Origin of the sequence: Oricola sp. (assembly GCF_022763245.1) — a bacterium.
GTDB lineage: Bacteria > Pseudomonadota > Alphaproteobacteria > Rhizobiales > Rhizobiaceae > Oricola.
Map to the genome: position 1 here is coordinate 18761 of NZ_JALEGV010000020.1, position 19252 is coordinate 38012.

General features: G+C 63.5%; 23 protein-coding genes. 7 read left to right on the forward strand and 16 right to left on the reverse strand.

What is annotated here, in order from left to right; translation table 11 throughout:
- Position 1 precedes the first annotated feature (1 nt).
- From MRY80_RS10300 to MRY80_RS10310, 3 genes are read right to left on the reverse strand one after another with little or no spacing between them, the layout of a single operon-like run.
- Entirely contained in the window at positions 2–616 is a 615-nt protein-coding gene (locus tag MRY80_RS10300) for a DedA family protein (protein ID WP_293290704.1), read from the reverse strand.
- Positions 613–969 carry a hypothetical protein gene (locus tag MRY80_RS10305; protein WP_293290706.1) on the reverse strand — a complete coding sequence of 119 codons (357 nt, stop codon included), beginning with the start codon at positions 967–969 and terminating at the stop codon, positions 613–615. The genes MRY80_RS10300 and MRY80_RS10305 overlap by 4 nt, the downstream gene beginning before the upstream one ends.
- Positions 970–1001: 32 nt before the next feature.
- Complete coding sequence (locus MRY80_RS10310; protein WP_293290709.1) at positions 1002–2213, reverse strand: NADP-dependent isocitrate dehydrogenase; 1212 nt, start codon at positions 2211–2213, stop codon at positions 1002–1004.
- 195 nt (positions 2214–2408) lie between these two features.
- Between MRY80_RS10310 and MRY80_RS10315 the strand changes: the two genes are divergently transcribed.
- Entirely contained in the window at positions 2409–3266 is an 858-nt protein-coding gene (locus tag MRY80_RS10315; protein WP_293290712.1) for an RNA methyltransferase, read from the forward strand.
- Entirely contained in the window at positions 3259–4098 is an 840-nt protein-coding gene (gene murI, locus MRY80_RS10320) for a glutamate racemase (RefSeq protein ID WP_293290714.1), read from the forward strand. The genes MRY80_RS10315 and murI overlap by 8 nt, the downstream gene beginning before the upstream one ends.
- Here the strand turns inward: murI and MRY80_RS10325 are convergent.
- A complete protein-coding gene (locus MRY80_RS10325) occupies positions 4072–4824 on the reverse strand; it encodes a DUF4336 domain-containing protein (protein WP_293290716.1) in 753 nt (250 codons plus the stop codon). The genes murI and MRY80_RS10325 overlap by 27 nt on opposite strands.
- A 300-nt stretch (positions 4825–5124) precedes the next feature.
- On the opposite strand from MRY80_RS10325, the gene rpsD reads away from it, so the two are divergent.
- Together rpsD and ttcA are read left to right on the forward strand one after the other, a co-directional pair.
- On the forward strand, positions 5125–5742 hold the full coding sequence (gene rpsD, locus MRY80_RS10330) for a 30S ribosomal protein S4 (protein WP_293290719.1): 618 nt from the start codon (positions 5125–5127) through the stop codon (positions 5740–5742).
- 85 nt (positions 5743–5827) lie between these two features.
- The gene (gene ttcA, locus MRY80_RS10335; protein WP_293290722.1) at positions 5828–6688 is read left to right on the forward strand and encodes a tRNA 2-thiocytidine(32) synthetase TtcA; all 861 of its coding nucleotides are present in this window, start codon (positions 5828–5830) and stop codon (positions 6686–6688) included.
- 11 nt (positions 6689–6699) lie between these two features.
- Here the strand turns inward: ttcA and MRY80_RS10340 are convergent, their stop codons facing one another.
- From MRY80_RS10340 to MRY80_RS10370, 7 genes are all read right to left on the reverse strand, one after another.
- Positions 6700–7941 (reverse strand): multidrug effflux MFS transporter, encoded by a 1242-nt coding sequence (locus tag MRY80_RS10340; protein WP_293290724.1) that lies wholly within the window; start codon positions 7939–7941, stop codon positions 6700–6702.
- A 17-nt stretch (positions 7942–7958) separates the two neighbouring features.
- Positions 7959–8441, reverse strand: coding sequence for a YtoQ family protein (locus MRY80_RS10345; RefSeq protein ID WP_293290726.1), 483 nt, complete (start codon positions 8439–8441; stop codon positions 7959–7961).
- Positions 8442–8544: 103 nt separating this feature from the next.
- A complete protein-coding gene (locus MRY80_RS10350) occupies positions 8545–9651 on the reverse strand; it encodes a DUF2332 family protein (RefSeq protein WP_346433395.1) in 1107 nt (368 codons plus the stop codon).
- The gene (grxD, locus tag MRY80_RS10355; protein WP_293290729.1) at positions 9641–9976 is read right to left on the reverse strand and encodes a Grx4 family monothiol glutaredoxin; all 336 of its coding nucleotides are present in this window, start codon (positions 9974–9976) and stop codon (positions 9641–9643) included. The genes MRY80_RS10350 and grxD overlap by 11 nt, the downstream gene beginning before the upstream one ends.
- Before the next feature lie 87 nt (positions 9977–10063).
- A complete protein-coding gene (locus MRY80_RS10360; protein WP_293290730.1) occupies positions 10064–10297 on the reverse strand; it encodes a BolA family transcriptional regulator in 234 nt (77 codons plus the stop codon).
- Positions 10298–10308: 11 nt separating this feature from the next.
- Positions 10309–12546: a phosphoribosylformylglycinamidine synthase subunit PurL gene (gene purL / locus MRY80_RS10365; RefSeq protein ID WP_293290733.1), complete on the reverse strand. Its 2238-nt coding sequence runs from the start codon at positions 12544–12546 to the stop codon at positions 10309–10311.
- Positions 12547–12676: 130 nt separating this feature from the next.
- Positions 12677–14107 (reverse strand): PLP-dependent aminotransferase family protein, encoded by a 1431-nt coding sequence (locus MRY80_RS10370; RefSeq protein WP_293290735.1) that lies wholly within the window; start codon positions 14105–14107, stop codon positions 12677–12679.
- A gap of 153 nt (positions 14108–14260) precedes the next feature.
- Between MRY80_RS10370 and MRY80_RS10375 the strand changes: the two genes are divergently transcribed.
- Positions 14261–14446 (forward strand): DUF1127 domain-containing protein, encoded by a 186-nt coding sequence (locus MRY80_RS10375; protein WP_293290737.1) that lies wholly within the window; start codon positions 14261–14263, stop codon positions 14444–14446.
- Positions 14447–14464: 18 nt separating this feature from the next.
- On the opposite strand, the gene MRY80_RS10380 is transcribed toward MRY80_RS10375, so the two are convergent.
- The 5 genes from MRY80_RS10380 to purC form a co-directional block, all read right to left on the reverse strand.
- Positions 14465–14878 (reverse strand): hypothetical protein, encoded by a 414-nt coding sequence (locus MRY80_RS10380; protein WP_293290740.1) that lies wholly within the window; start codon positions 14876–14878, stop codon positions 14465–14467.
- Positions 14875–15555 carry a phosphoribosylformylglycinamidine synthase subunit PurQ gene (purQ, locus tag MRY80_RS10385; RefSeq protein ID WP_293290742.1) on the reverse strand — a complete coding sequence of 227 codons (681 nt, stop codon included), beginning with the start codon at positions 15553–15555 and terminating at the stop codon, positions 14875–14877. The genes MRY80_RS10380 and purQ overlap by 4 nt, the downstream gene beginning before the upstream one ends.
- A gap of 84 nt (positions 15556–15639) precedes the next feature.
- Complete coding sequence (locus MRY80_RS10390) at positions 15640–16713, reverse strand: acyltransferase family protein (RefSeq protein WP_293290744.1); 1074 nt, start codon at positions 16711–16713, stop codon at positions 15640–15642.
- A gap of 153 nt (positions 16714–16866) precedes the next feature.
- Entirely contained in the window at positions 16867–17109 is a 243-nt protein-coding gene (purS, locus tag MRY80_RS10395; protein ID WP_293290745.1) for a phosphoribosylformylglycinamidine synthase subunit PurS, read from the reverse strand.
- 15 nt (positions 17110–17124) lie between these two features.
- The gene (gene purC, locus MRY80_RS10400; RefSeq protein ID WP_293290747.1) at positions 17125–17889 is read right to left on the reverse strand and encodes a phosphoribosylaminoimidazolesuccinocarboxamide synthase; all 765 of its coding nucleotides are present in this window, start codon (positions 17887–17889) and stop codon (positions 17125–17127) included.
- Between the two features lie 248 nt (positions 17890–18137).
- Between purC and MRY80_RS10405 the strand changes: the two genes are divergently transcribed.
- Complete coding sequence (locus tag MRY80_RS10405) at positions 18138–18455, forward strand: DUF1476 domain-containing protein (RefSeq protein WP_293290749.1); 318 nt, start codon at positions 18138–18140, stop codon at positions 18453–18455.
- Positions 18456–18470: 15 nt separating this feature from the next.
- Complete coding sequence (locus MRY80_RS10410) at positions 18471–19244, forward strand: aldolase/citrate lyase family protein (protein ID WP_293290751.1); 774 nt, start codon at positions 18471–18473, stop codon at positions 19242–19244.
- The last annotated feature ends 8 nt before the right edge of the window (positions 19245–19252 follow it).

Below are 19252 nucleotides of genomic sequence, written 5' to 3' on the forward strand. Positions count from 1 at the left end.
GTCAGCCGGCCTTCCTGCCGTTTGCGCGAATGCGCCGCACGCGCAGGACGATCTGCCAGCCAAGAAACACCGTGACGACGGCTGCCGCGATCATCCAGGCGGCGTTGGCGACGATGTCGGCGATGTCCGAGATGGATTGCGCGAAGAGGTTGCCGAGGGTCAGGTAGCCGCCGATCCAGACCACCTCGCCGGCGATGTCGGCGAGGGTGAAGCGGTAGAGCGGATAGAGCGTCAGTCCGCTGGTCAGGTTCACATAGGGCCCGACCGGGCTGACGAGCCAGCGGCTGAAGAAAATGCCGCCGTCGCCCCATTTGCGCGTGAAGTCTTCCGCCTTTTGAAGATTGCCCCGTACGGACGGCCAGCGCTCCACCCTGGCGCGGATGGCGACCGCTGCGAAACGGCCGGCGCCATAGCCGATGTGATCGCCCGTCACCGCGCCGGCGAGCCCCCAGGCGAACAATTGCCAGAACGACAATTCGCCGCTTGCCTGCAAGGCGCCTGCGGTCAGAAGCAGGATCGATGTGGGAACCGGAATGCCGAACTGCCCGATCGCGATGATCGCAAAAAGTGCGGGTGCGCCATAGAGCGAGAAGATCGAGAGGATCGTCTCGGTCATTGGCGCTCGTCCGCAGCGTCGGGCTTTGCCGCGCGCAGGGCTTCGTTGATGTCGTCGATCAGTTCGATGACGGGAACGCCCCGGTCGGCGGCAATGCGGGCGATCGGCCGGCGGTCATGTCCTTCCGGGTCGAGGCCGATCGCTTCGCGCACGACCTCGATGTCCACGCGGTAGGATTTCGCGACATAGCCCGCCGTCATCCAGCCGGCGACCGGCAGGTTCTGGTGGCTGGACCAGTAGAGGAAAAAGGCGGTCGTGCGGATTCCGAACACGACCGTCAGTGTCAGGGCGACCGCAAACGCGATCACCAGAAGCCAGTTGGTGCGCCAGAGGGTTCGGATCGTCTCGTTCACACCCGCCCCTCCGGCCTAGTCTCGATGGCGCGTCAGGCCATCGCCTTCTGCAGGTTCTCGTCGATCTTGTCGAGGAAGCCGGTCGTGGAGAGCCACGGCTGGTCCGGTCCGATCAGAAGCGCGAGGTCCTTGGTCATGAAGCCGGATTCGACGGTGTCCACGCAGACTTCCTCCAGCGTGGCCGCGAATTTCGCCAGCGCCGCGTTGTCGTCGAGCTTGGCGCGATGCGCCAGGCCGCGGGTCCATGCGAAGATGGAGGCGATCGAGTTGGTCGAGGTTTCCTGGCCGGCCTCGTGCTGGCGGAAGTGGCGCGTCACCGTGCCGTGCGCGGCTTCCGCTTCCACGGTCCGACCGTCCGGCGACATCAGGACCGAAGTCATCAGGCCGAGCGAACCGAAGCCCTGCGCGACGATGTCCGACTGCACGTCGCCATCGTAGTTCTTGCAGGCCCAGACATAGCCGCCGGACCATTTCAGGGCGGCCGCGACCATGTCGTCGATCAGGCGGTGTTCGTACCAGATCTTGGCTTCCTTGTACTTGTCCTCGAACTCGGCCTCGTAGATCTCCTGGAAGATGTCCTTGAAGCGGCCGTCATAGGCCTTGAGGATCGTGTTCTTGGTGGACAGGTAGCAGGGCACCTTGCGCTGCAGCGCGTAGTTGAACGAGGCGCGGGCGAAGTCGCCGATCGATTCGTCGAGGTTGTACATGGCCATGGCCACGCCCGAACCCGGCGACTGGAAGACCTCGTGCTCGATCTCCTGGCCGTCCTCGCCGACGAACTTGATCGTCAGCTTGCCCTTGCCGGGGAACTTGAAGTCGGTGGCGCGGTACTGGTCGCCGAAGGCGTGGCGGCCGACGATGATCGGCTGCGTCCAGCCCGGAACGAGGCGCGGCACGTTCTTGCAGATGATCGGCTCGCGGAAGATGACGCCGCCGAGAATGTTGCGAATCGTGCCGTTCGGCGAGCGATACATGCGGCTCAGGCCGAATTCTTCCACGCGGGCTTCGTCCGGCGTGATCGTGGCGCATTTGACGCCCACGCCGTATTCCTTGATCGCGTTTGCCGCATCGACGGTGATCTGGTCGTCGGTCTCGTCGCGCTTCTGGATCGAGAGATCGTAATATTTCAGGTCGATGTCCAGATAGGGGTGGATCAGCTTGTCCTTGATGAACTGCCAGATGATGCGGGTCATTTCATCGCCGTCCAGCTCTACGACCGGATTGTCGACCTTGATCTTTTCCATGGAGGATCCTCGATTGATTGTGCGCCGCGGAAGCGGCCGGGAAGGTGGCGTGCCTATAGCAAAGGCGTCGGGCCGGTGCAAACAGGATAGGGTGGCGTGGCACGGGCGTTTGGCAGACTGCGGGCGTGAATTGGTGGTTTCCTTGCGCGCCGGATTGTGTCAGGTGCCGAGACCCGAAGACAACGGACAGGATCGATGGCGGGAACGGACAGAAATCGCGAGATGATCGCCGAGGGACCGGCCGTGATTCTGGTCGAGCCGCAGCTCGGCGAGAATATCGGCATGGTGGCTCGCGCCATGGCGAATTTCGGCCTGGCGGAGCTGCGTCTGGTCGCGCCGCGCGACGGCTGGCCGAACCCCAGGGCCGAGGCGGCCGCGAGTGGCGCCGTGCACGTTCTCGAAGGCGCCCGCGTGTTTGACAGCGTCGCCGATGCGCTCGCCGACAAGTCCTATGTGGTTGCGACGACCGCCCGGCAGCGGGAAGGGTTCAAGACCGTGCTCGGGCCGATGGAGGCCGCGGTCAACTTGCGCGCGCGCCATCGCGAGGCCGTCGATACGGCGATCTTGTTCGGGCGCGAGCGGTTCGGCCTTTATAACGAAGAGGTCGGCCTTGCCGACGATATCGTCACTTTTCCTGTCAACCCGGGCTTCGCGTCGCTTAATCTGGCGCAGGCTGTGTTGTTGATGGGATATGAGTGGATGAAGTCGGGATTGGAGACTGGCCGTGAGACGCCGTTCGCAGGTCCGGAATTCGCGCCTGCGCCCAAGGAAGAGCTGTTCGGCATGTTCGATCAGCTTGAGCGCGCGCTGGACGCGCGGGGTTATTTCCGGCCGCCGGAACGCAAGCCGGTGCAGCTCGAAAGCATGCGCGCGGTGCTGACAAGGCCGGGTTTCTCGGCGGAAGAGATCCGCGTGCTGCGCGGCATCATCTCCAGCCTCGACCGGTTTTCGCCGGCCAGTCCGCGCGGCGGCGGTTCGCCCGGCGACGATCCGCGCCGCATCTCGGCCGGCGGCAAGCGCTCCAGGAAGCGGCCAGGGCAGGCGGATGGCTGAGGCCCGGCCCCGCGTGGCGCTGTTCTTCGACAGCGGCATCGGCGGGCTTTCCGTCCTGCGCGAGGCACGCGTGCTGATGCCTGATTGGCGCTTCATCTATGTCGCCGACGATGCGGGCTTTCCCTATGGCGCGTGGGCCGAGGACGCCTTGCGCTGCCACATCACAGAGCTCTTCGCAAACCTGCTCTCGAGATACGAGCCCGCGCTCAGCGTGATCGCCTGCAACACGGCCTCGACCTTGGTGATCGATCATCTGCGCGAGGTGTTTCCCGACGAGACGTTTGTCGGCACCGTGCCGGCGATCAAGCCTGCGGCCGAACGCACGCGTTCGGGCCTCGTCTCGGTGCTGGCGACGCCGGGCACGGTGAAGCGCCAATACACGCGCGAGCTCATCCGGCAATACGGGCAGAAATGCCATGTCCGTCTCGTCGGCAGCGACGATCTCGCCGCCATGGCGGAAACCTATGTTCGCGGCCAGATGGTCGACGAGGCGGCGGTGCGCCGCGAGATCGAGCCATGCTTCATGGAGGAGGGCGGCCGGCGCACGGACATCGTCGTGCTTGCCTGCACCCACTATCCGTTTCTGGTCAACCGGTTCCGCAAGGTGGCGCCCTGGCCGGTGGACTGGATCGACACGTCGGAGGCGATCGCGCGACGTGCGAAAGCATTGGCCGATGACATGGATACGCTTCCGGGCAAGCCGGAGGAGCCGGACCTTGCGGTGTTCACCTCGGGCAGTCTGGCGCCGGAGCTTGTTCGCCTGATGCAGGGATTCGGCCTGACGGCCGTCGGGCTGGATGGCTCGTCAGACCTTCGCGCCCTGAACCCATGAAAAGGCGCGGCGGATTTGGCCGGTGCCGTCCTTCTCGAACCATTTGCCGTGGGCGATGACGACTTTTTCCGGTGCGCAGTCGATCATCCAGTTGACGACAGGCGCCAGCTTGTCGTGATGGCCGGCGAAGGTGGCGCGCAGGTCGCGCGGGGCGCGGCCGTGCGGCGCCATCACGCCGATCAGGCGGTACATGATCCGGGCGAGCCAGCCATGCAGGCGCTCGTCTTCGAAGTTCTCGATGAGATCCGTAAGGATCAGCACCTTCGAAGGTTTGTGAAAGAAGATCGCTTCCTCCAACACCTTGCTGCCGCGCGCGATCCGCTGATCGATCGTGGTTCCCCAATCCGCGGGCGGCGTGTCGGCAAGGTCGTCGGTGAAGGCGACATCCGATCGTGCGCGGACACCCGGTGAAGCCCAGACCTTGGCGTCCTGAAAGCGCGCGGCCCAGGCCTTGATGGAAACATGATGGATCATGTTCGGGGACACGATGTGGCGGACTGGCCCGAGGGCGCGGACATTCTCCAGCAGCTTCTCGTCGGGCCGCGTCGGCGAGTGGAGCCACAGCCCGCCATCCGGCAGGCGTATGATGGTCATGCGGGTCGGGAAGGGCCATTTGACCGGTATGCCGTACCCCCATTGCAGCACCGGTCCGTCGACGATCCAGATGTCCGGGCCGATCTCGTCGAGAGTATTGAGCGGTTCGTAGGCGTCGTATGATCCGACCATGGGTAGTCCCTGCGTTTGGGCGGTGCTATGGCAAGCGGCCTCGTGCAGCAGACCCGCCGACCATGGCAGCAATGGGGAGGGGCGCGAGGCGGATTCGCTTGACTATCGGGCAATTGGCTTATAAATCACCGCGCAGTGCAGGGTCTTTCGGCCCTGCATTTTATTTGACGTATCCCGTGGACAGGGTCGCAAAGCGTGCGTGGCCTGTCCTGTCAGTCGGCGAAAACGGTCGGCAGAGGAGGGTGCGTTTCCTTCGCCCGGTGCTTCGACGCCGGGTGCAACTGTTTGAAAGGAAATGCGATGAGCAAGCGCGAATCGTCCAAGTACAAAATTGACCGCCGCATGGGCGAGAACATCTGGGGCCGCCCGAAGTCCCCGGTTAACCGTCGTGAATACGGCCCCGGCCAGCACGGCCAGCGCCGCAAGGGCAAGCTCTCCGACTTCGGCGTGCAGCTGCGCGCCAAGCAGAAGCTGAAAGGCTATTACGGCGACATCTCCGAGAAGCAGTTCCGCAAGACCTACGAGGAAGCGTCGCGCCGCAAGGGCGATACGCCGGAACTCCTGATCGGCCTTCTGGAAAGCCGTCTCGACGCCATCGTCTACCGCGCGATGTTCGTGCCGACGATCTTCGCGGCACGCCAGTTCGTCAACCACGGCCACGTCACGGTCAACGGCACCCGCGTCAACATTCCGTCCTATCGCTGCCGTGTCGGCGACGTGATCGAGGTTCGCGAGAAGTCCAAGCAGATGGCTCTGGTCATCGAAGCCAGCCAGCTGGCCGAACGGACCGTGCCGGATTACATCGACGCCGATCACAACAAGATGGTCGCGACCTTCGCTCGCGTTCCGGCGCTCGCCGACGTGCCGTATCCGGTGATCATGGAACCGAACCTCGTGGTCGAGTTCTACTCGCGCTAATCACGGCGTCTCAGCCGCTGCATTCGAGCCGCCCCGCTTGCCGGGGCGGCTTTTTGTTTGCGCCGGCTTCGGCTAGGAGAGGGCAATGAACATCACGACGACAGCCACGCCGGCGGAAAACGCCGAAGCCTGCCATCCGCTTTTCGCCGATGCTCCGGGCTCGGTCGAGTTCAACAAGCTGCGCAAGCGTCTGCTGCGCAACATGCGCCAGGCGATCGAGGATTTCGCGATGGTCACGCCGGGCGAGCGCTGGCTCGTCGGCCTGTCCGGCGGCAAGGATTCCTTCGGCCTGCTGGCGCTTCTGTTGGACATGAAGTGGCGCGGCCTGCTGCCCGTGGAATTGCTCGCCTGCAATCTCGATCAGGGCCAGCCGAACTTTCCCAAGCACATCCTGCCGGACTGGCTGTCGCGATACGGTGTCGAGCATCGCATCGAGTATCAGGACACCTATTCGGTCGTGACCGACAAGATCCCGGAGAACCGGACCTATTGCTCGCTGTGCTCACGGCTGCGGCGCGGTCATCTCTATCGTGTCGCGCGCGAAGAGGGCTGTTCGGCGCTGGTTCTGGGCCATCACCGCGAGGACATCCTCGAGACCTTCTTCATGAACCTCTTCCACGGCGGGCGCCTCGCCTCGATGCCGCCGAAACTGGTCAATGACGAAGGCGACGTCATGGTGATGCGGCCGCTTGCCTATTGCGCGGAGAACGACCTGGAGAAGTTCGCGTCGGCCATGGCGTTTCCGATCATTCCCTGTGACCTGTGCGGTTCGCAGGACGGGCTGCAGCGCAATGCGATGAAGGCGATGCTCGCCGACATCGAGACGCGGATGCCGGGCCGCAAGGACACCATGATCAGGGCGCTCGCCAATGTGCGGCCGAGCCATCTTCTCGATCGAAAGCTGTTCGATTTCGCCGGTCTGGGCGTTTCGCCGGCCGAGCGCTGATCTATTCGGGATCAAGCACCAGGATTGCTGAAGAGCCGTCCTTTTTCGGCCAGTAGAACAAGGGCCAGTGTTGCCAGCGATGTCAGCGCGCTTCCCGCGACCAGCGGCAAAGCGCTGCCGTCGAAGGTCTGTCCGATCACCGCGCCCACAAGGCCGCCGCCAACGGTCTGGGTGAAGCCGAGCACGGAAGAAGCGGTGCCGGCGACCTTGCCGAGCGGTTCCATTGCGATGGAATTGAAGTTCGCGCCGATCAGCCCGAACAGCGGCATCATCACGAGAAGGATGGTCATGAACAGCCACAGCGGCACGTCATGGCTGAAGAACCAGAGCGCAGCGACACTCGAAAACGCCAGATGAGCGACGAGCGCGCCGTGCGACAGGCGGCGCATGCCGAGCTTCTCGACGATGCGGGCGTTCAGGAACGATGACATGGCCATCAGGACGCCGCCCGAGGCCATGGCGACCGGAAACAGCGTGTCGAGCCCGTAGACCTCTCCGAAGATCGGCTGGGCGAGGTTGAGGAAGGCGAACAGCGAGCCGAAGAAGAACGCGGTCGCCAGCGTGTAGAGGAGCGAAATGCGGTTCGACAGGACCAGCCTGAAACCCTGGATGATGACCTTTGCCGAAAGGGGGCGCCGGTTCTCCGGCATGAGCGTTTCCGGCAGGCGCGCCATGCTCCAGGCGGTGATCACCACGGCGAGCACCGCCATGAACCAGAAGATGTGCTGCCACGGACCGATCATGATGATCCCCTGGCCGATGAACGGCGCCACGATCGGCACGACCATGAAGACCATCATCACGAGCGACATCGTCGAAGCCATCGCGCGGCCCGCATGCGTGTCTCGAACGACGGCCAAGGCGATCACGCGGGTTCCTGCCGCGCCGAGCCCCTGGATGAACCTGAAAAGCAGCACCATCTCGAAGGTCGGGGCGAAAGATCCAGCGACGGCGCAGACGGTATAGATGGCGAGGCCGACATAGAGCGGGATACGGCGGCCGTATCGGTCGGAGATCGGCCCGAAGAAGAGCTGAGCCCCGCCGAAGCCGAGGACATAGGACAGCAGCAGATACTGCACCTGATTGCCGTCGATGGCATAGGCCGCCGAAATGTTCGGAAAGGCCGGCAGCAGGATGTCGATCGCCAGCGCATTGAGGGCCATCAGCCCGGCGACGATGGCGATGAATTCGGTGCGCCCGCCGCCCATGGGGGCGAGTTTTTCCGTGCCGTGCTCTGCGGATGCGTCCTGCATGAAATTGTGTCTTTCGCTTATTCGGCGGCGGCAGCCTGGTCCGTGTAGCCGGCCAGCTCGCCCTTGATGACATAGTGCAGGATGTCGACGACCTGTTCCGGTGTCCTGGTCACGGCCAGAGCGGCGGCATCAACTTCCTTGAGGGCGTGGGCGTGCTCGTCCTGGTGCATGACGATGAGCGGCTTGCCGAGGGCGGCGGCATAGCCCGCGTCGAAGGCGGCGTTCCACTGCTTGTATTTCTCGCCGAAGCGCACGACCACGACGTCGGCCTTCTCGATCAAGGTGCGGGTGCGGATGGCGTTGACCTGCGCGCCCTTGTGATCGTGCCAGAACTTGTTCGGCTCGCCGCCGAGGATGGCGACGCCACAATCGTCGGAGGCCTCGTGATGGGTCACCGGGCCGGTCACAGCAACGGGCAGGCCGGCCGCTTTGACACCGCGCGCGATCTGCTCGCGCCAATCGGTGTGAATCTCGCCTGAGAGATAGATGGTCCAGCTCATGTCTGAAGTCCTTTCAGGCACCTCATACGGGCCAGCGCAGCGCGCGTCCATCACCCGGCGCTATTTTCATCCCGTGAGACGGATGAACACACCGGCACCGGCTTCAGGACGCTGCGGTCCACTCGATCCAGCGGCCATGGTAGTCGCCGCGCCCGAGCGCGATCGTCTCGCCATTCGGGTGTTCGCCGTTCCAGATTGTCACCGTGAGGGCCGCGCTCTTCGGCTGGCCGTCGGGCTCGAAACGCAACCAGGCCAGGGGTGCCGCGGCCGTCGCGCGCCTGCCTGCGCTTTCGATGAGCCATTGGGCGTGCGCCTGTTCCTCGGAAGAGAGGTATTGCCACATGATCGTGTGAAAGACGATGTGGAGATGGCCAGCACGTTCGTCGCGCAACCGCTCGTCCAGCCAATCGCCTGCCTTCGCCTTCGCGACATTCGGCGGATGGTTGACGGCCATGGAGAGCGCTCCGGCCAAACGCATCAGGCGTGTTGGCTGGTCCGCCCACACATAAGATTGCAAACGCAGGCGGTCATCTTCCGTAGCGATCGGAATCGGGGCGATATCGCAACCGGCGCAATCCGCGACCTTGGCCGGAGGGTGCGCGGGAACCGTTTCGCCGAGCCATTCGCAGGCCAGCGTGACCGGCGAATCGAGGCTGCCCCAGGTCCACGGGCCGTATTCGTAGCGAAATCGCGGCCAGTTCTGGTTGAGCCCCGCACTGGCGCCCAACTCGGACAGGACGAGCGGCATGTCGAAGCGTGATTGCAGATAGAGAAAGGCGGGCAGAAGGACCGCCGAGCGGCCCGTCTCGTTGGTTTGCGGCGGGCTGTCGAGGTAGCGACCGATCAGGTCTCCGTGCCGCTCGACCGCCTCGTCGATCGCGGTCGCGATCGTGGCCTCATCGGCAGTCTGCGGGGGATAGATCCGCGCCAGCCCGTCGTCGTGACTGCTCAGCACCAGATAATGCAAGGCGCCGACGAGGCGCAAAGGCAGCGCGTCGCTCAAGAAGCCCGGCGCATCGCGCCAGGCCGACAGGCGATCACGGACGGGACCCGCCGGCAGTCCGCTTTCGCCGATCAGGCCGCATAGCATGGCGGTGAACGGCGATCCAAGCTCAAGACACGCCCGCTCCTGCCGCCGAAAGGCATCGACGACATGCGGAGGCAGAGTACGAGCGCTCACGGGAAGCGCGAGACCGGCGTCAGGCCGCACCCTTGGAGGCGACGCCCTTTTCCTGCAGGTGATCCTGCAACTCGCCGGCCTGGAACATCTCGCGAATGATGTCGCAACCGCCGACGAACTCGCCCTTCACGTAGAGCTGGGGAATGGTCGGCCAGTTGGAGTAGTCCTTGATGCCCTGACGCAGATCGTCATCGGCGAGGACGTTGACGCCCTTGTAGTTCACGCCAAGGTAATCGAGAATCTGAACCACCTGTCCGGAGAAGCCGCATTGCGGAAAACCGGGCGTGCCCTTCATGAACAGGACGACGTCGTTGGATTTCACTTCCTGGTCGATGAAGTCGTTGATTCCAGTCATTGATTTTGTCCTTTCGCTACCGGATTCAAGGTCCGGTGAGAGGTGGGAGTGTGACGGGTATGGCAATCTCCGTCATGTGTTCTCGGCTCAGTCGGGTGCGCTGGTTTGCAGGGCGAGCGCGTGCAGGACACCGCCCATGTTCCCTTGCAGCGCCTGATAGACCATCTGGTGCTGCTGGACACGCGACTTGCCGCGGAAGCTTTCGGAGACGACTTCGGCCGCGTAGTGGTCGCCGTCACCCGCCAGATCGCGGACCGTTACCCGTGCGTCGGGTATTCCGGTCTTGATCATCTTCTCGATATCGGCGGCGCTCATCGGCATGAGGCGGTCTCCTACTCTGCGGCTTCGGCGTGCCGGGAACGATCCATGAAGTCCGGGAACCAGGCCTCATGGATGTCGGCCATTTGCCTGACAGATATGGCGACCTGCACAGGCGCCGTCAATGCAAGCGTTTCGCCGCCCACCGTTCCCAACTCGCGGAACGGAACGCCGGCGCCTTCGGCATTCAGCGCGAAGAATCGCGCCGTTTCTGCCGGAACCGTGACGAGATAGCGACCCTGGTCCTCGCCGAACAGCAAGGCATGCGCGGGAAGCGCGTCGCCGGCATCAACCGTCGCACCCTTCCCGGACGCGATACACATTTCCGCGAGCGCGACGAACATGCCGCCATCCGACAGGTCGTGGCACGCCGTGACCTGGCCGTTGCGAATCGCCGAGCGGACGAAATCGCCGTTGCGCTTCTCGCAGTAGAGATCGACCGGCGGAGGCGGGCCGTCGCTGCGCTCGTTGACGATGCGGTTGAAGACCGACTGGCCAAGATGCGTGCCGTCGCCGCCGAGCAGGAAGATCGCGTCGCCGTCCTGCATGGTGGAGATGCGAGCCATGACCGAATAGTCCGGCAAAAGCCCGACGCCGGCAATGGTCGGCGTGGGCAGGATCGCCTCGCCATTGGTCTCGTTGTAGAGCGAGACATTGCCCGACACGATCGGAAAGCCCAGCGCGGTGCAGGCCTCGCCGATGCCTTCGATGGCACGAACGAACTGGCCCATGATTTCCGGGCGCTGCGGGTTGCCGAAATTGAGATTGTCCGTGGCCGCAAGCGGCTCGGCCCCCGTCGCGGTGATGTTGCGCCAGCATTCGGCGACCGCCTGCTTGCCGCCTTCATAGGGATCGGCTTCGCAATAGCGCGGCGTAACGTCGGAGGAGAAGGCGAGCGCCTTGGTTTCGTGGCCATCGACGCGGACAACGCCGGCGTCCCCACCGGGCAATTGCAGCGAGTTGCCCTGGATCAGCGTGTCGTACTGTTCCCATACCCAGCGGCGCGACGCCATGTTCGGAGACCCCAGCACGCGCATCAGAGCATCGGCATAATCTTCCGGTTCGGCGAATTGCGATGCATCGATCGGCTGGTACTGGCCCGGGATCATCCAGGGCCTGTCATATTCCGGTGCCTCGTCGCCGAGTTCCTTGATCGGAAGGTTCGCGACTTCCTCACCTTCATGCAGGATGCGGAAGCGCAGGTCGTCGGTGGTGCGGCCGACGATGGCGAAGTCGAGCCCCCATTTCTCGAAGATCGCCTTGGCGGACTCTTCCTTTTCGGGGCGCAGCACCATGAGCATGCGCTCTTGGCTCTCCGAGAGCATCATCTCGTAGGCGGTCATGCGCTCTTCCCGCACTGGTACCTTGTCGAGATCGAGTTCGATGCCGAGATCGCCTTTCGCGCCCATCTCCACAGCGGAACAGGTGAGGCCGGCCGCACCCATGTCCTGGATGGCAATCACCGCGCCGGATGCCATCAGCTCCAGACAGGCTTCGAGCAGGCACTTCTCGGTGAACGGGTCTCCGACCTGCACGGTGGGGCGCTTTTCGTCGATGTCGTCGCCGAACTCGGCCGAGGCCATGGTCGCGCCGCCGACGCCGTCACGTCCGGTCTTGGCGCCAAGATAGACTACAGGCAGTCCGACGCCCTTGGCTTCCGAAAGAAAGATCGCGTCCGTCTTGGCGATGCCGGCGGCAAAGGCGTTGACGAGGATGTTGCCGTTGTAGCGCGCATCGAACTCGACTTCGCCACCGACGGTCGGCACGCCAAAGGAGTTGCCGTAGCCGCCGACGCCCGCGACGACGCCAGAAACGAGATGCCGTGTCTTGGGATGGTCGGGTTCGCCGAATCGCAGCGCGTTCATCGCGGCGACCGGGCGCGCGCCCATGGTGAAGACATCGCGCAGGATGCCGCCGACACCCGTCGCCGCACCCTGGTAAGGTTCGATGTAGGAGGGGTGGTTGTGGCTCTCCATCTTGAAGACGACGCAATCGCCGTCACCGATGTCGACCACGCCGGCGTTCTCGCCGGGCCCCTGGATCACCTGCGGGCCGGTGGTCGGCAGGGTCTTGAGCCATTTCTTGGAGGACTTGTAGGAGCAATGCTCGTTCCACATCGCCGACCAGATGCCGAGTTCCGTGAAGCTGGGCTCCCGGCCTGTCAGTTCGAGGATGCGTTCGTATTCGTCGGGCGTGATGCCGTGGGCTTCGACAAGTTCGGGCGTGATCGGGATCGAGTTTCGAATGGTCATCTAGACTTGTGAACAGGTTGTCATCGGGATCGTGACAGCCGAATACACCAAAAGCCGCCGTCACCATAGGGGCGAAGGGCCTGCGCGCGGTTATGCCCGGCAATTTGCTCCGGGCGCGTTGAGAACCGGCTCAGTCGTAACTCTCATAGGCCCCGGCGCCGCTTTCCAAGAGGGCGCGCAGGCGGGCGAGGGCGCTTCGGACGGTGTCGCGGTTGACGGGATTGGAGAAGGCGATGCGGACGCGATGGAACATGCGCTCCGATCGTCCGGTCTTGAACTCGTCTTCCGTGTCGATCAGGACTTTCTCGCGCTCGGCTGCCGTCTTGAAGGTCGACGACAGCCACGGTTCAGGCAGTTTCAGCCAGATGAACGGCGCCGTCTCGGAGGAATTGAACTCGTAGCCGTCGAAGGCGTCGCGCACCATCGCAACGCGTTCGGCGATCTCGGCTGCGACGCGCTGCTTGATCGCGTCCGCTTCGCCGGACAACACCATGCGCGCGGCCAGTTCCGTCATGAGAAACGTCTTGCCGCCGGTCAGCAGTCGTGTCGCCGTCAGAACGCGCCCGGCGGTGTGCGGCGGGCAGGCGATCCAGGCGGCGCGCAGGCCGGCTGCGACGGATTTCGACATGCCCGAAACATGGAACGTCAGTTCCGGCGCCATAGAGGCGAGCGGCGGCGCGTCGTCCTCATGGAGGCAGCCATAGACATTGTCCTCGATGATCAACAGATTGTATCGGCGTGCAATCGCCGCAATCTCGCGCCGCCGTTCCTCCGGCATCACGGCAAGCGTCGGATTCTGCAACCCGGGCATCAGGAAGACCAACCGCGGGTGCTGTTGCGCGCAGATATGTTCCAGGGCGGCGGGGATCGCGCCATACTGGTCCATCGGCACGCTCAGGGGCCTGCGTCCGATCATCTGTGCAGCGCGCGGGACGTTGGCGTAGCTCAATTCCTCCACGGCGATCTTGTCGCCAGGCACGGTCATGGCCGCAATGATCGCCACAATTCCGGAATGAACCCCTTGCACCGGAGCAATGTTCTCGCGTTCCGGCCGCCAGTGGCGACTGCTCATCCATGCTTCGCCGGCGCTCTGCCAGTTCGGTGAAACGGACCGGATGTAATCCGAGATCTGCAGCGGGCTGTCTTCGATGATCTCGGCTGTCAGCCGCTCCAGCGTGTCGGCGATCGGCACGAGGGGCGCAGCCGAAGCGTCGAAACGGACCATTTCGCCGGCGGCGTAGCGGTCGGCGATGCGGGTGTTGGCGTCGGGCGTGAAGATGATGCTGTCGGCCTCGTCATGCGCCGTGCCGCTCTTGTTCGGGCCGGTGACATAGGTACCGCGGCCAACTTCGCCCGAGACGAGGCCGCGTTCGCGGACAATCGAATAGGCGCGGCTGACGGTTCCGACCGTGACGCCGAGGTCGTAGGCGAGATTGCGTTGAGGGGGCAATTTCGAGCCGACGGGCAGGGCGCCTTTCTCGATTGCGTCTTCGATGCGGCCCGCGAGCCGCACATAGAGCGGGCCGTCGCCGGAATTCAAATCTGGGAGCCAAGTTGTCATGGTGACAATTATTATATTGAGCCCATTCGGGAGTCAATATACGCAGACATTGTATCTCTCGAACCGAAAGAAAGGGTCAAGACAATGGCATCAATTGATACAATGTTCCATCATGATGGCCCTGTGCGCATTGGCGGCAGGACCTTTGCCGGAGTGGGGGCGGTACCCCTGCAAGTCTGGCTGAAAGCGTTCAAGGCCGCGCTTCGCGTACGCATGGTCAAACGCAGGACCCGCATGCATCTGCGCGACCTGACCGACGATCAGCTGCGCGACATCGGCGTGACGCGGGCGCAGGCCCGGTTCGAGGCCGAGAAACCGTTCTGGTGGTACCAGGACTGAGAATTCGGGCCGGGCGCCTCAGCAGGTGGTCCGGCCGGTTGTCCACGCCATCACATCTGCATTGATGCGCGCCGAGACAGGCGCTTCGGCCAGTGGACCGTAGGTGCTGATCTTCACGGGATCGCCATGCGCTTCAATCACAAGCTGCGGCAGGCCCGATGCCTTGCCGCGCTTCACGATCAACAGGCGCGGCTTGCCGGTGCGCGTATCGAGTTCCGGGATCAAGGCGAGATCGCGAAACGCCCGGTCGCCGGACTTCATCCAGCATTTCTGCGCCTTTTCGTTGACGTCCGCGAGGACCGTCGATGCCCGCGAAGCCTCAACCTCCAGCATCAGCGAACCGCCTGGCTTCTCGCCGACGCATCCGGCGAGGGCGAGTGCGGCCGCAAGCGCGCAGAGCGCCGACCGGAAGCGTGCGTTGGCGCGGCTCACGCGGCAGCCTTGCCGATGAGATCGAGCGCGCTTTCGAACACGCCGCGCCCGTCCGTGCCGCCATGGGCCGGTTCGATCAGGTTTTCGGGGTGGGGCATCATGCCGAGGACGTTGCCGGCTTCGTTGACGATTCCCGCGATGTCTTCGACCGAGCCGTTCGGGTTGGTGCCCTCGGCGTAGCGGAAGACGACCTGGCCGTTGCCGTTCAGCCTTTGCAGGGTGTCGGTGTCGGCGAAATAGTTGCCGTCATGATGCGCGACGGGGCATCGGATGACCTGACCGTCCGTGTAGGCCGAGGTGAACGCCGTCTGCGCGCTGACGACTTCGAGCTTCACTTCCTTGCAGACGAAGTTCAGCGAGGCGTTGCGCATGAGAGCGCCCGGAAGCAGTCCGGCTTCAAGCAGGATCTGGAAGCCGTTGCAGACACCCATCACCCTGACGCCTGCCTCCGCCTTGCGCCGAATCGCGTCCATGACCGGCATGCGTGCGGCGATCGCACCGCAGCGCAGGTAATCGCCGAAGGAGAAGCCGCCCGGAATGACGACAAGATCGACATCGGGGATTTCCGTGTCGGTCTGCCAGACGGTCACGGGGGCATGTCCGGAGATTTTGGTGATCGCGGCGATCATGTCGCGATCGCGGTTGAGGCCTGGAAGCAGAATGACGGCGGATTTCATCGAGACAGTCACGGTCGGAAAGATGTGGGGTTCAGCCGTGTCTTAGCCGATGCGGTGCGCGGACGCGAGGGGAATCGCCGGAATTCACTCCGCCGGAGCGGGTATCGGGCGCGGATTGTTGCTGCCGGGAGTGCCAGGCAGATGCGCCCAAGCCGGGCGCTCGAACAGGAACCGGCCATAGCCTACGCGCTGGATGATCAGGTAAAGGGCGACCGGCGCCAGGATCGATCCAACAAGAACCATGCAACTGAGCAGGCTCGTGTCCGTGAAGCCGGTTTTCATGGCGATGATCCGGATTGCGGACATCGGCAGGGTGAAGGCGAGATAGATCACCAGCGAGTGCTCGCCGATCCAGCGCAGCCAACCCATGCCTCGGATGCGAATCAGCAAGGCGCTGCCAATGCACAGCGCCAGCGCGCCGAGGACCGCGAGCGCAAAGTGCAGCGGCGGGAAGGCGGCGTAGCCCATCTGCATCGCCGTGGGTTCTGGCATGCCGTCCGGAAGGAAGACGAGCAGGGCTTCGGCCAATGCCCAGGCGACAAGTCCCGCGGTGGCGAGTGCCGGGCGCGCAACGGCGGCTTCCACAAGCCGGAAGACGAGGGGTGAGGCGGCGTAGCCGATGTAGAAGAAGACGAAATAGGCGCAGAATTGTGTGACGGCATAGCTCGCCACTTCGATCTGCGCCATCTGCAAGAGCGCCGACGCGGTGATCACGGCCCAATGCGGAACCCGGTATTGCCAGGCGAGCTTCGCGACGACGCTGAAGACACCAAGCATGTAGATGAACCAGAGCACGCCATAGGGCTGGACCAGGGCGAGCGCGAGGTCCGAAAGCATGCCGCCAATGTCTCCGCTGGCGATGCCCACCTTCAGGACGATGCTGATCGCGGCCCAGAGCGCGTAGAAGTAGAAGTAGTGCAGGACGCGACGATCGCCGTAGCGCAGCCAGTCGCGCCCGATCACTTGCGACAGGAACAGGCCGGAAATGAGGAAAAACTCCGGCATCCGGAACGGCGTCGCGAAGCCGATCACATAGTGGAGGATGCCGATGTCGCCGGTGTATTTTCCGACATTGTGGGCGGAATACATCATCACGACGAGGATGATCGAGATCCCCTTCGCCGCATCGACCCAATCGTATCGCCGCCTGTCTGTCATCGGTGCCTTCCGCCACGGTAATGAGCGGATACACCATCGGACCTGCCCCTTGGTTAAGAGGCGGGCGGTTCCTGCAGTATTCTCTCGGTATTGGTTAACCGCGGCAGGCCGATCGCGCAGAGCGCCGACCGGCCCTGGCAATGACTTGCGCGGTCAGTCGATCTCGACGCTGAAATCTTCGATCACCGTGTTGGCGAGAAGCTTCTCGCACATGGCTTTGAGATCGGCTTCCGCGCGTGAGCGGTCATCGGTTTCCAGTTCGACGTCGAAGACCTTGCCTTGGCGCACCTTGCCCACTCCGGAGAAGTCGAGCGCGTGCAACGCGCCCTCGATCGCCTTTCCCTGCGGATCGAGAACGCCGTTCTTCAGCGTGACGATGACGCGTGCCTTGATCATTGTCCGACCGCCGCCCTATTTCACCAGCACCGGGCCCTTCGGGCGCGGCGCGTCGTTTTCGTTCATGATGCCGAGCCGCCGGGCGACCTCCTGATAGGCTTCGACCAGTCCGCCGATGTCACGGCGGAAACGGTCCTTGTCGAGCTTCTCGTTGGTCTTGACGTCCCAGAGGCGGCACGAATCCGGCGAGATCTCGTCGGCGACGACGATGCGCATCATGTCGCCCTCATAGAGCCGGCCGCATTCGATCTTGAAATCGACGAGCTGGATGCCGATGCCGAGGAAGAGGCCGGTGAGGAAATCGTTGACACGAATGGCGAGCGCCATGATGTCGTCGATCTCCTGCGGGCTGGCCCAGCCGAAGGCGGTCACGTGTTCTTCGGTGACCATCGGATCGTCGAGCGCGTCGGCCTTGTAGTAGAATTCGATGACCGAGCGCGGAAGGACGGTGCCTTCCTCGATGCCGAGGCGCTTGGAAATCGACCCCGCGGCAATATTGCGCACGACGACTTCCAGCGGAATGATCTCGACCTCGCGGATCAGCTGTTCGCGCATGTTCAGTCGTTTGATGAAATGCGTCGGGATGCCGATCCGGTTCAGATTGGTGAAGATGTATTCCGAAATCCGGTTGTTGAGGACGCCTTTGCCCTCGATGACGTCGTGCTTCTTCTTGTTGAAGGCGGTGGCGTCATCCTTGAAGAACTGGATCAGCGTGCCGGGTTCCGGGCCTTCGTAGAGGATTTTGGCCTTGCCTTCATAGATGCGGCGGCGTTGTTTCATGTAGTGCGTACTCTGCCTGGGATTCGCGCGAAATGGTGCATCGCGCATGTCATCTGCGCCGTTTACTCCAATCCGTGCGCAATCACAAACCTCGGCGTCGCCATTCCGGTGTTTTTGCGCCGCTGATTTTGGGGAATGACGCGGCGTGCGGCTAGCATGTTGATCTTTTCATGGCCATTTGATTTAGACGTGCTGACAATCAACCGCTGGGCGCGTAGTCGCCAGCCATGCATTCCATGGAGACCGCCATGTCGATGAAAGACCGCGAAGACGCCTACGAGAACAAGTTCGCGCATGATCAGGAACTGCAGTTCAAGGCGGTTGCCCGGCGCAACAAGCTGCTGGGCCAGTGGGCAGCCGAAAAGCTCGGCAAGACGGGCGACGAGGTCGAGGCTTACGCTAAGGAAGTCGTGCTGGCCGATTTCGAGGAAGTCGGCGACGAGGATGTCTTCCGCAAGATCCGTGGCGACTTCGATGCCGCCGGCGTCGATCAGTCGGACCACCAGATTCGCCGCACGATGGAAGAGCTTCTGGCCGAAGCGGTCGAGCAGGTGCGCAACGACTGAGCCGGGGCGCACGCCATGCCGCATGATTACACGCTTGCCGAACGGCTTTCAGCCGGCGAGACGGTTCTGACCGTCTGGTCTTCCATTCCCGATCTGGGCTTGGTGGAACAATTGGCCGAGGGGCCGTTCGACTCCGTGACGCTGGACATGCAGCATGGCGGCCATCATGTCGAAAGCATTCAGAACGGCCTAGTTCCCGTGATCAAGGCGGGCAAGGCGGCCGTTGTCCGTGTGCCGCTCGGCGACTTCGGCATGGCATCCCGGGCGCTCGATTTTGGCGCCGATGCCGTCATCGCGCCGATGATCAACACGATCGAGGACGCGGCCGCGTTTCGCGACGCGATGAAGTATCCGCCGGTGGGTTGCCGCTCATGGGGGCCGACGCGTGCGTTGAAATTGCGTGGCGTTGCCGGCGGAACGGACTACCTGCGCTCCGCGGATCGACGGACGCTTGCCTTCGCGATGATCGAAACCAAGGAAGCGCTGGCGATCGCCGAAGACATCGCTGCCATGGACGGAATTGACGGCCTGTTTGTCGGGCCGTCCGATTTCTCCATCGCCTGGTCGGGCGGAGAATCCGTCGATCCCGGGCTCGATGACATGCAGGAAGCGGTCGCCCGGATTGCTGACATCGCGCGGGCGGCGGGCAAGCATGCCGGAATCTTCGCGGCCGCGCCCGCGATGGTGCCGCGATTCGTCGAGATGGGCTTCGGCTTCATCTCGGTTGCGATGGACTTCACGGTCGTCGCTGAAGGCCAGAAATCTGTTTTGGCCGCCGCCGGAGCCTGAAGCTCCGG

Bases quoted from the DNA above. Each gene is read 5' to 3' on its own strand.
- MRY80_RS10300 (WP_293290704.1), bottom strand. From the start codon at position 616: ATGACCGAGACGATCCTCTCGATCTTCTCGCTCTATGGCGCACCCGCA.
- MRY80_RS10310 (WP_293290709.1), bottom strand. From the start codon at position 2,213: ATGGAAAAGATCAAGGTCGACAATCCGGTCGTAGAGCTGGACGGCGAT.
- MRY80_RS10315 (WP_293290712.1), top strand. From the start codon at position 2,409: ATGGCGGGAACGGACAGAAATCGCGAGATGATCGCCGAGGGACCGGCC.
- murI (WP_293290714.1), top strand. From the start codon at position 3,259: ATGGCTGAGGCCCGGCCCCGCGTGGCGCTGTTCTTCGACAGCGGCATC.
- MRY80_RS10325 (WP_293290716.1), bottom strand. From the start codon at position 4,824: ATGGTCGGATCATACGACGCCTACGAACCGCTCAATACTCTCGACGAG.
- rpsD (WP_293290719.1), top strand. From the start codon at position 5,125: ATGAGCAAGCGCGAATCGTCCAAGTACAAAATTGACCGCCGCATGGGC.
- ttcA (WP_293290722.1), top strand. From the start codon at position 5,828: ATGAACATCACGACGACAGCCACGCCGGCGGAAAACGCCGAAGCCTGC.
- MRY80_RS10340 (WP_293290724.1), bottom strand. From the start codon at position 7,941: ATGCAGGACGCATCCGCAGAGCACGGCACGGAAAAACTCGCCCCCATG.
- MRY80_RS10345 (WP_293290726.1), bottom strand. From the start codon at position 8,441: ATGAGCTGGACCATCTATCTCTCAGGCGAGATTCACACCGATTGGCGC.
- grxD (WP_293290729.1), bottom strand. From the start codon at position 9,976: ATGACTGGAATCAACGACTTCATCGACCAGGAAGTGAAATCCAACGAC.
- MRY80_RS10360 (WP_293290730.1), bottom strand. From the start codon at position 10,297: ATGCCGATGAGCGCCGCCGATATCGAGAAGATGATCAAGACCGGAATA.
- purL (WP_293290733.1), bottom strand. From the start codon at position 12,546: ATGACCATTCGAAACTCGATCCCGATCACGCCCGAACTTGTCGAAGCC.
- MRY80_RS10370 (WP_293290735.1), bottom strand. From the start codon at position 14,107: ATGACAACTTGGCTCCCAGATTTGAATTCCGGCGACGGCCCGCTCTAT.
- purQ (WP_293290742.1), bottom strand. From the start codon at position 15,555: ATGAAATCCGCCGTCATTCTGCTTCCAGGCCTCAACCGCGATCGCGAC.
- MRY80_RS10390 (WP_293290744.1), bottom strand. From the start codon at position 16,713: ATGACAGACAGGCGGCGATACGATTGGGTCGATGCGGCGAAGGGGATC.
- purS (WP_293290745.1), bottom strand. From the start codon at position 17,109: ATGATCAAGGCACGCGTCATCGTCACGCTGAAGAACGGCGTTCTCGAT.
- purC (WP_293290747.1), bottom strand. From the start codon at position 17,889: ATGAAACAACGCCGCCGCATCTATGAAGGCAAGGCCAAAATCCTCTAC.
- MRY80_RS10405 (WP_293290749.1), top strand. From the start codon at position 18,138: ATGTCGATGAAAGACCGCGAAGACGCCTACGAGAACAAGTTCGCGCAT.
- MRY80_RS10410 (WP_293290751.1), top strand. From the start codon at position 18,471: ATGCCGCATGATTACACGCTTGCCGAACGGCTTTCAGCCGGCGAGACG.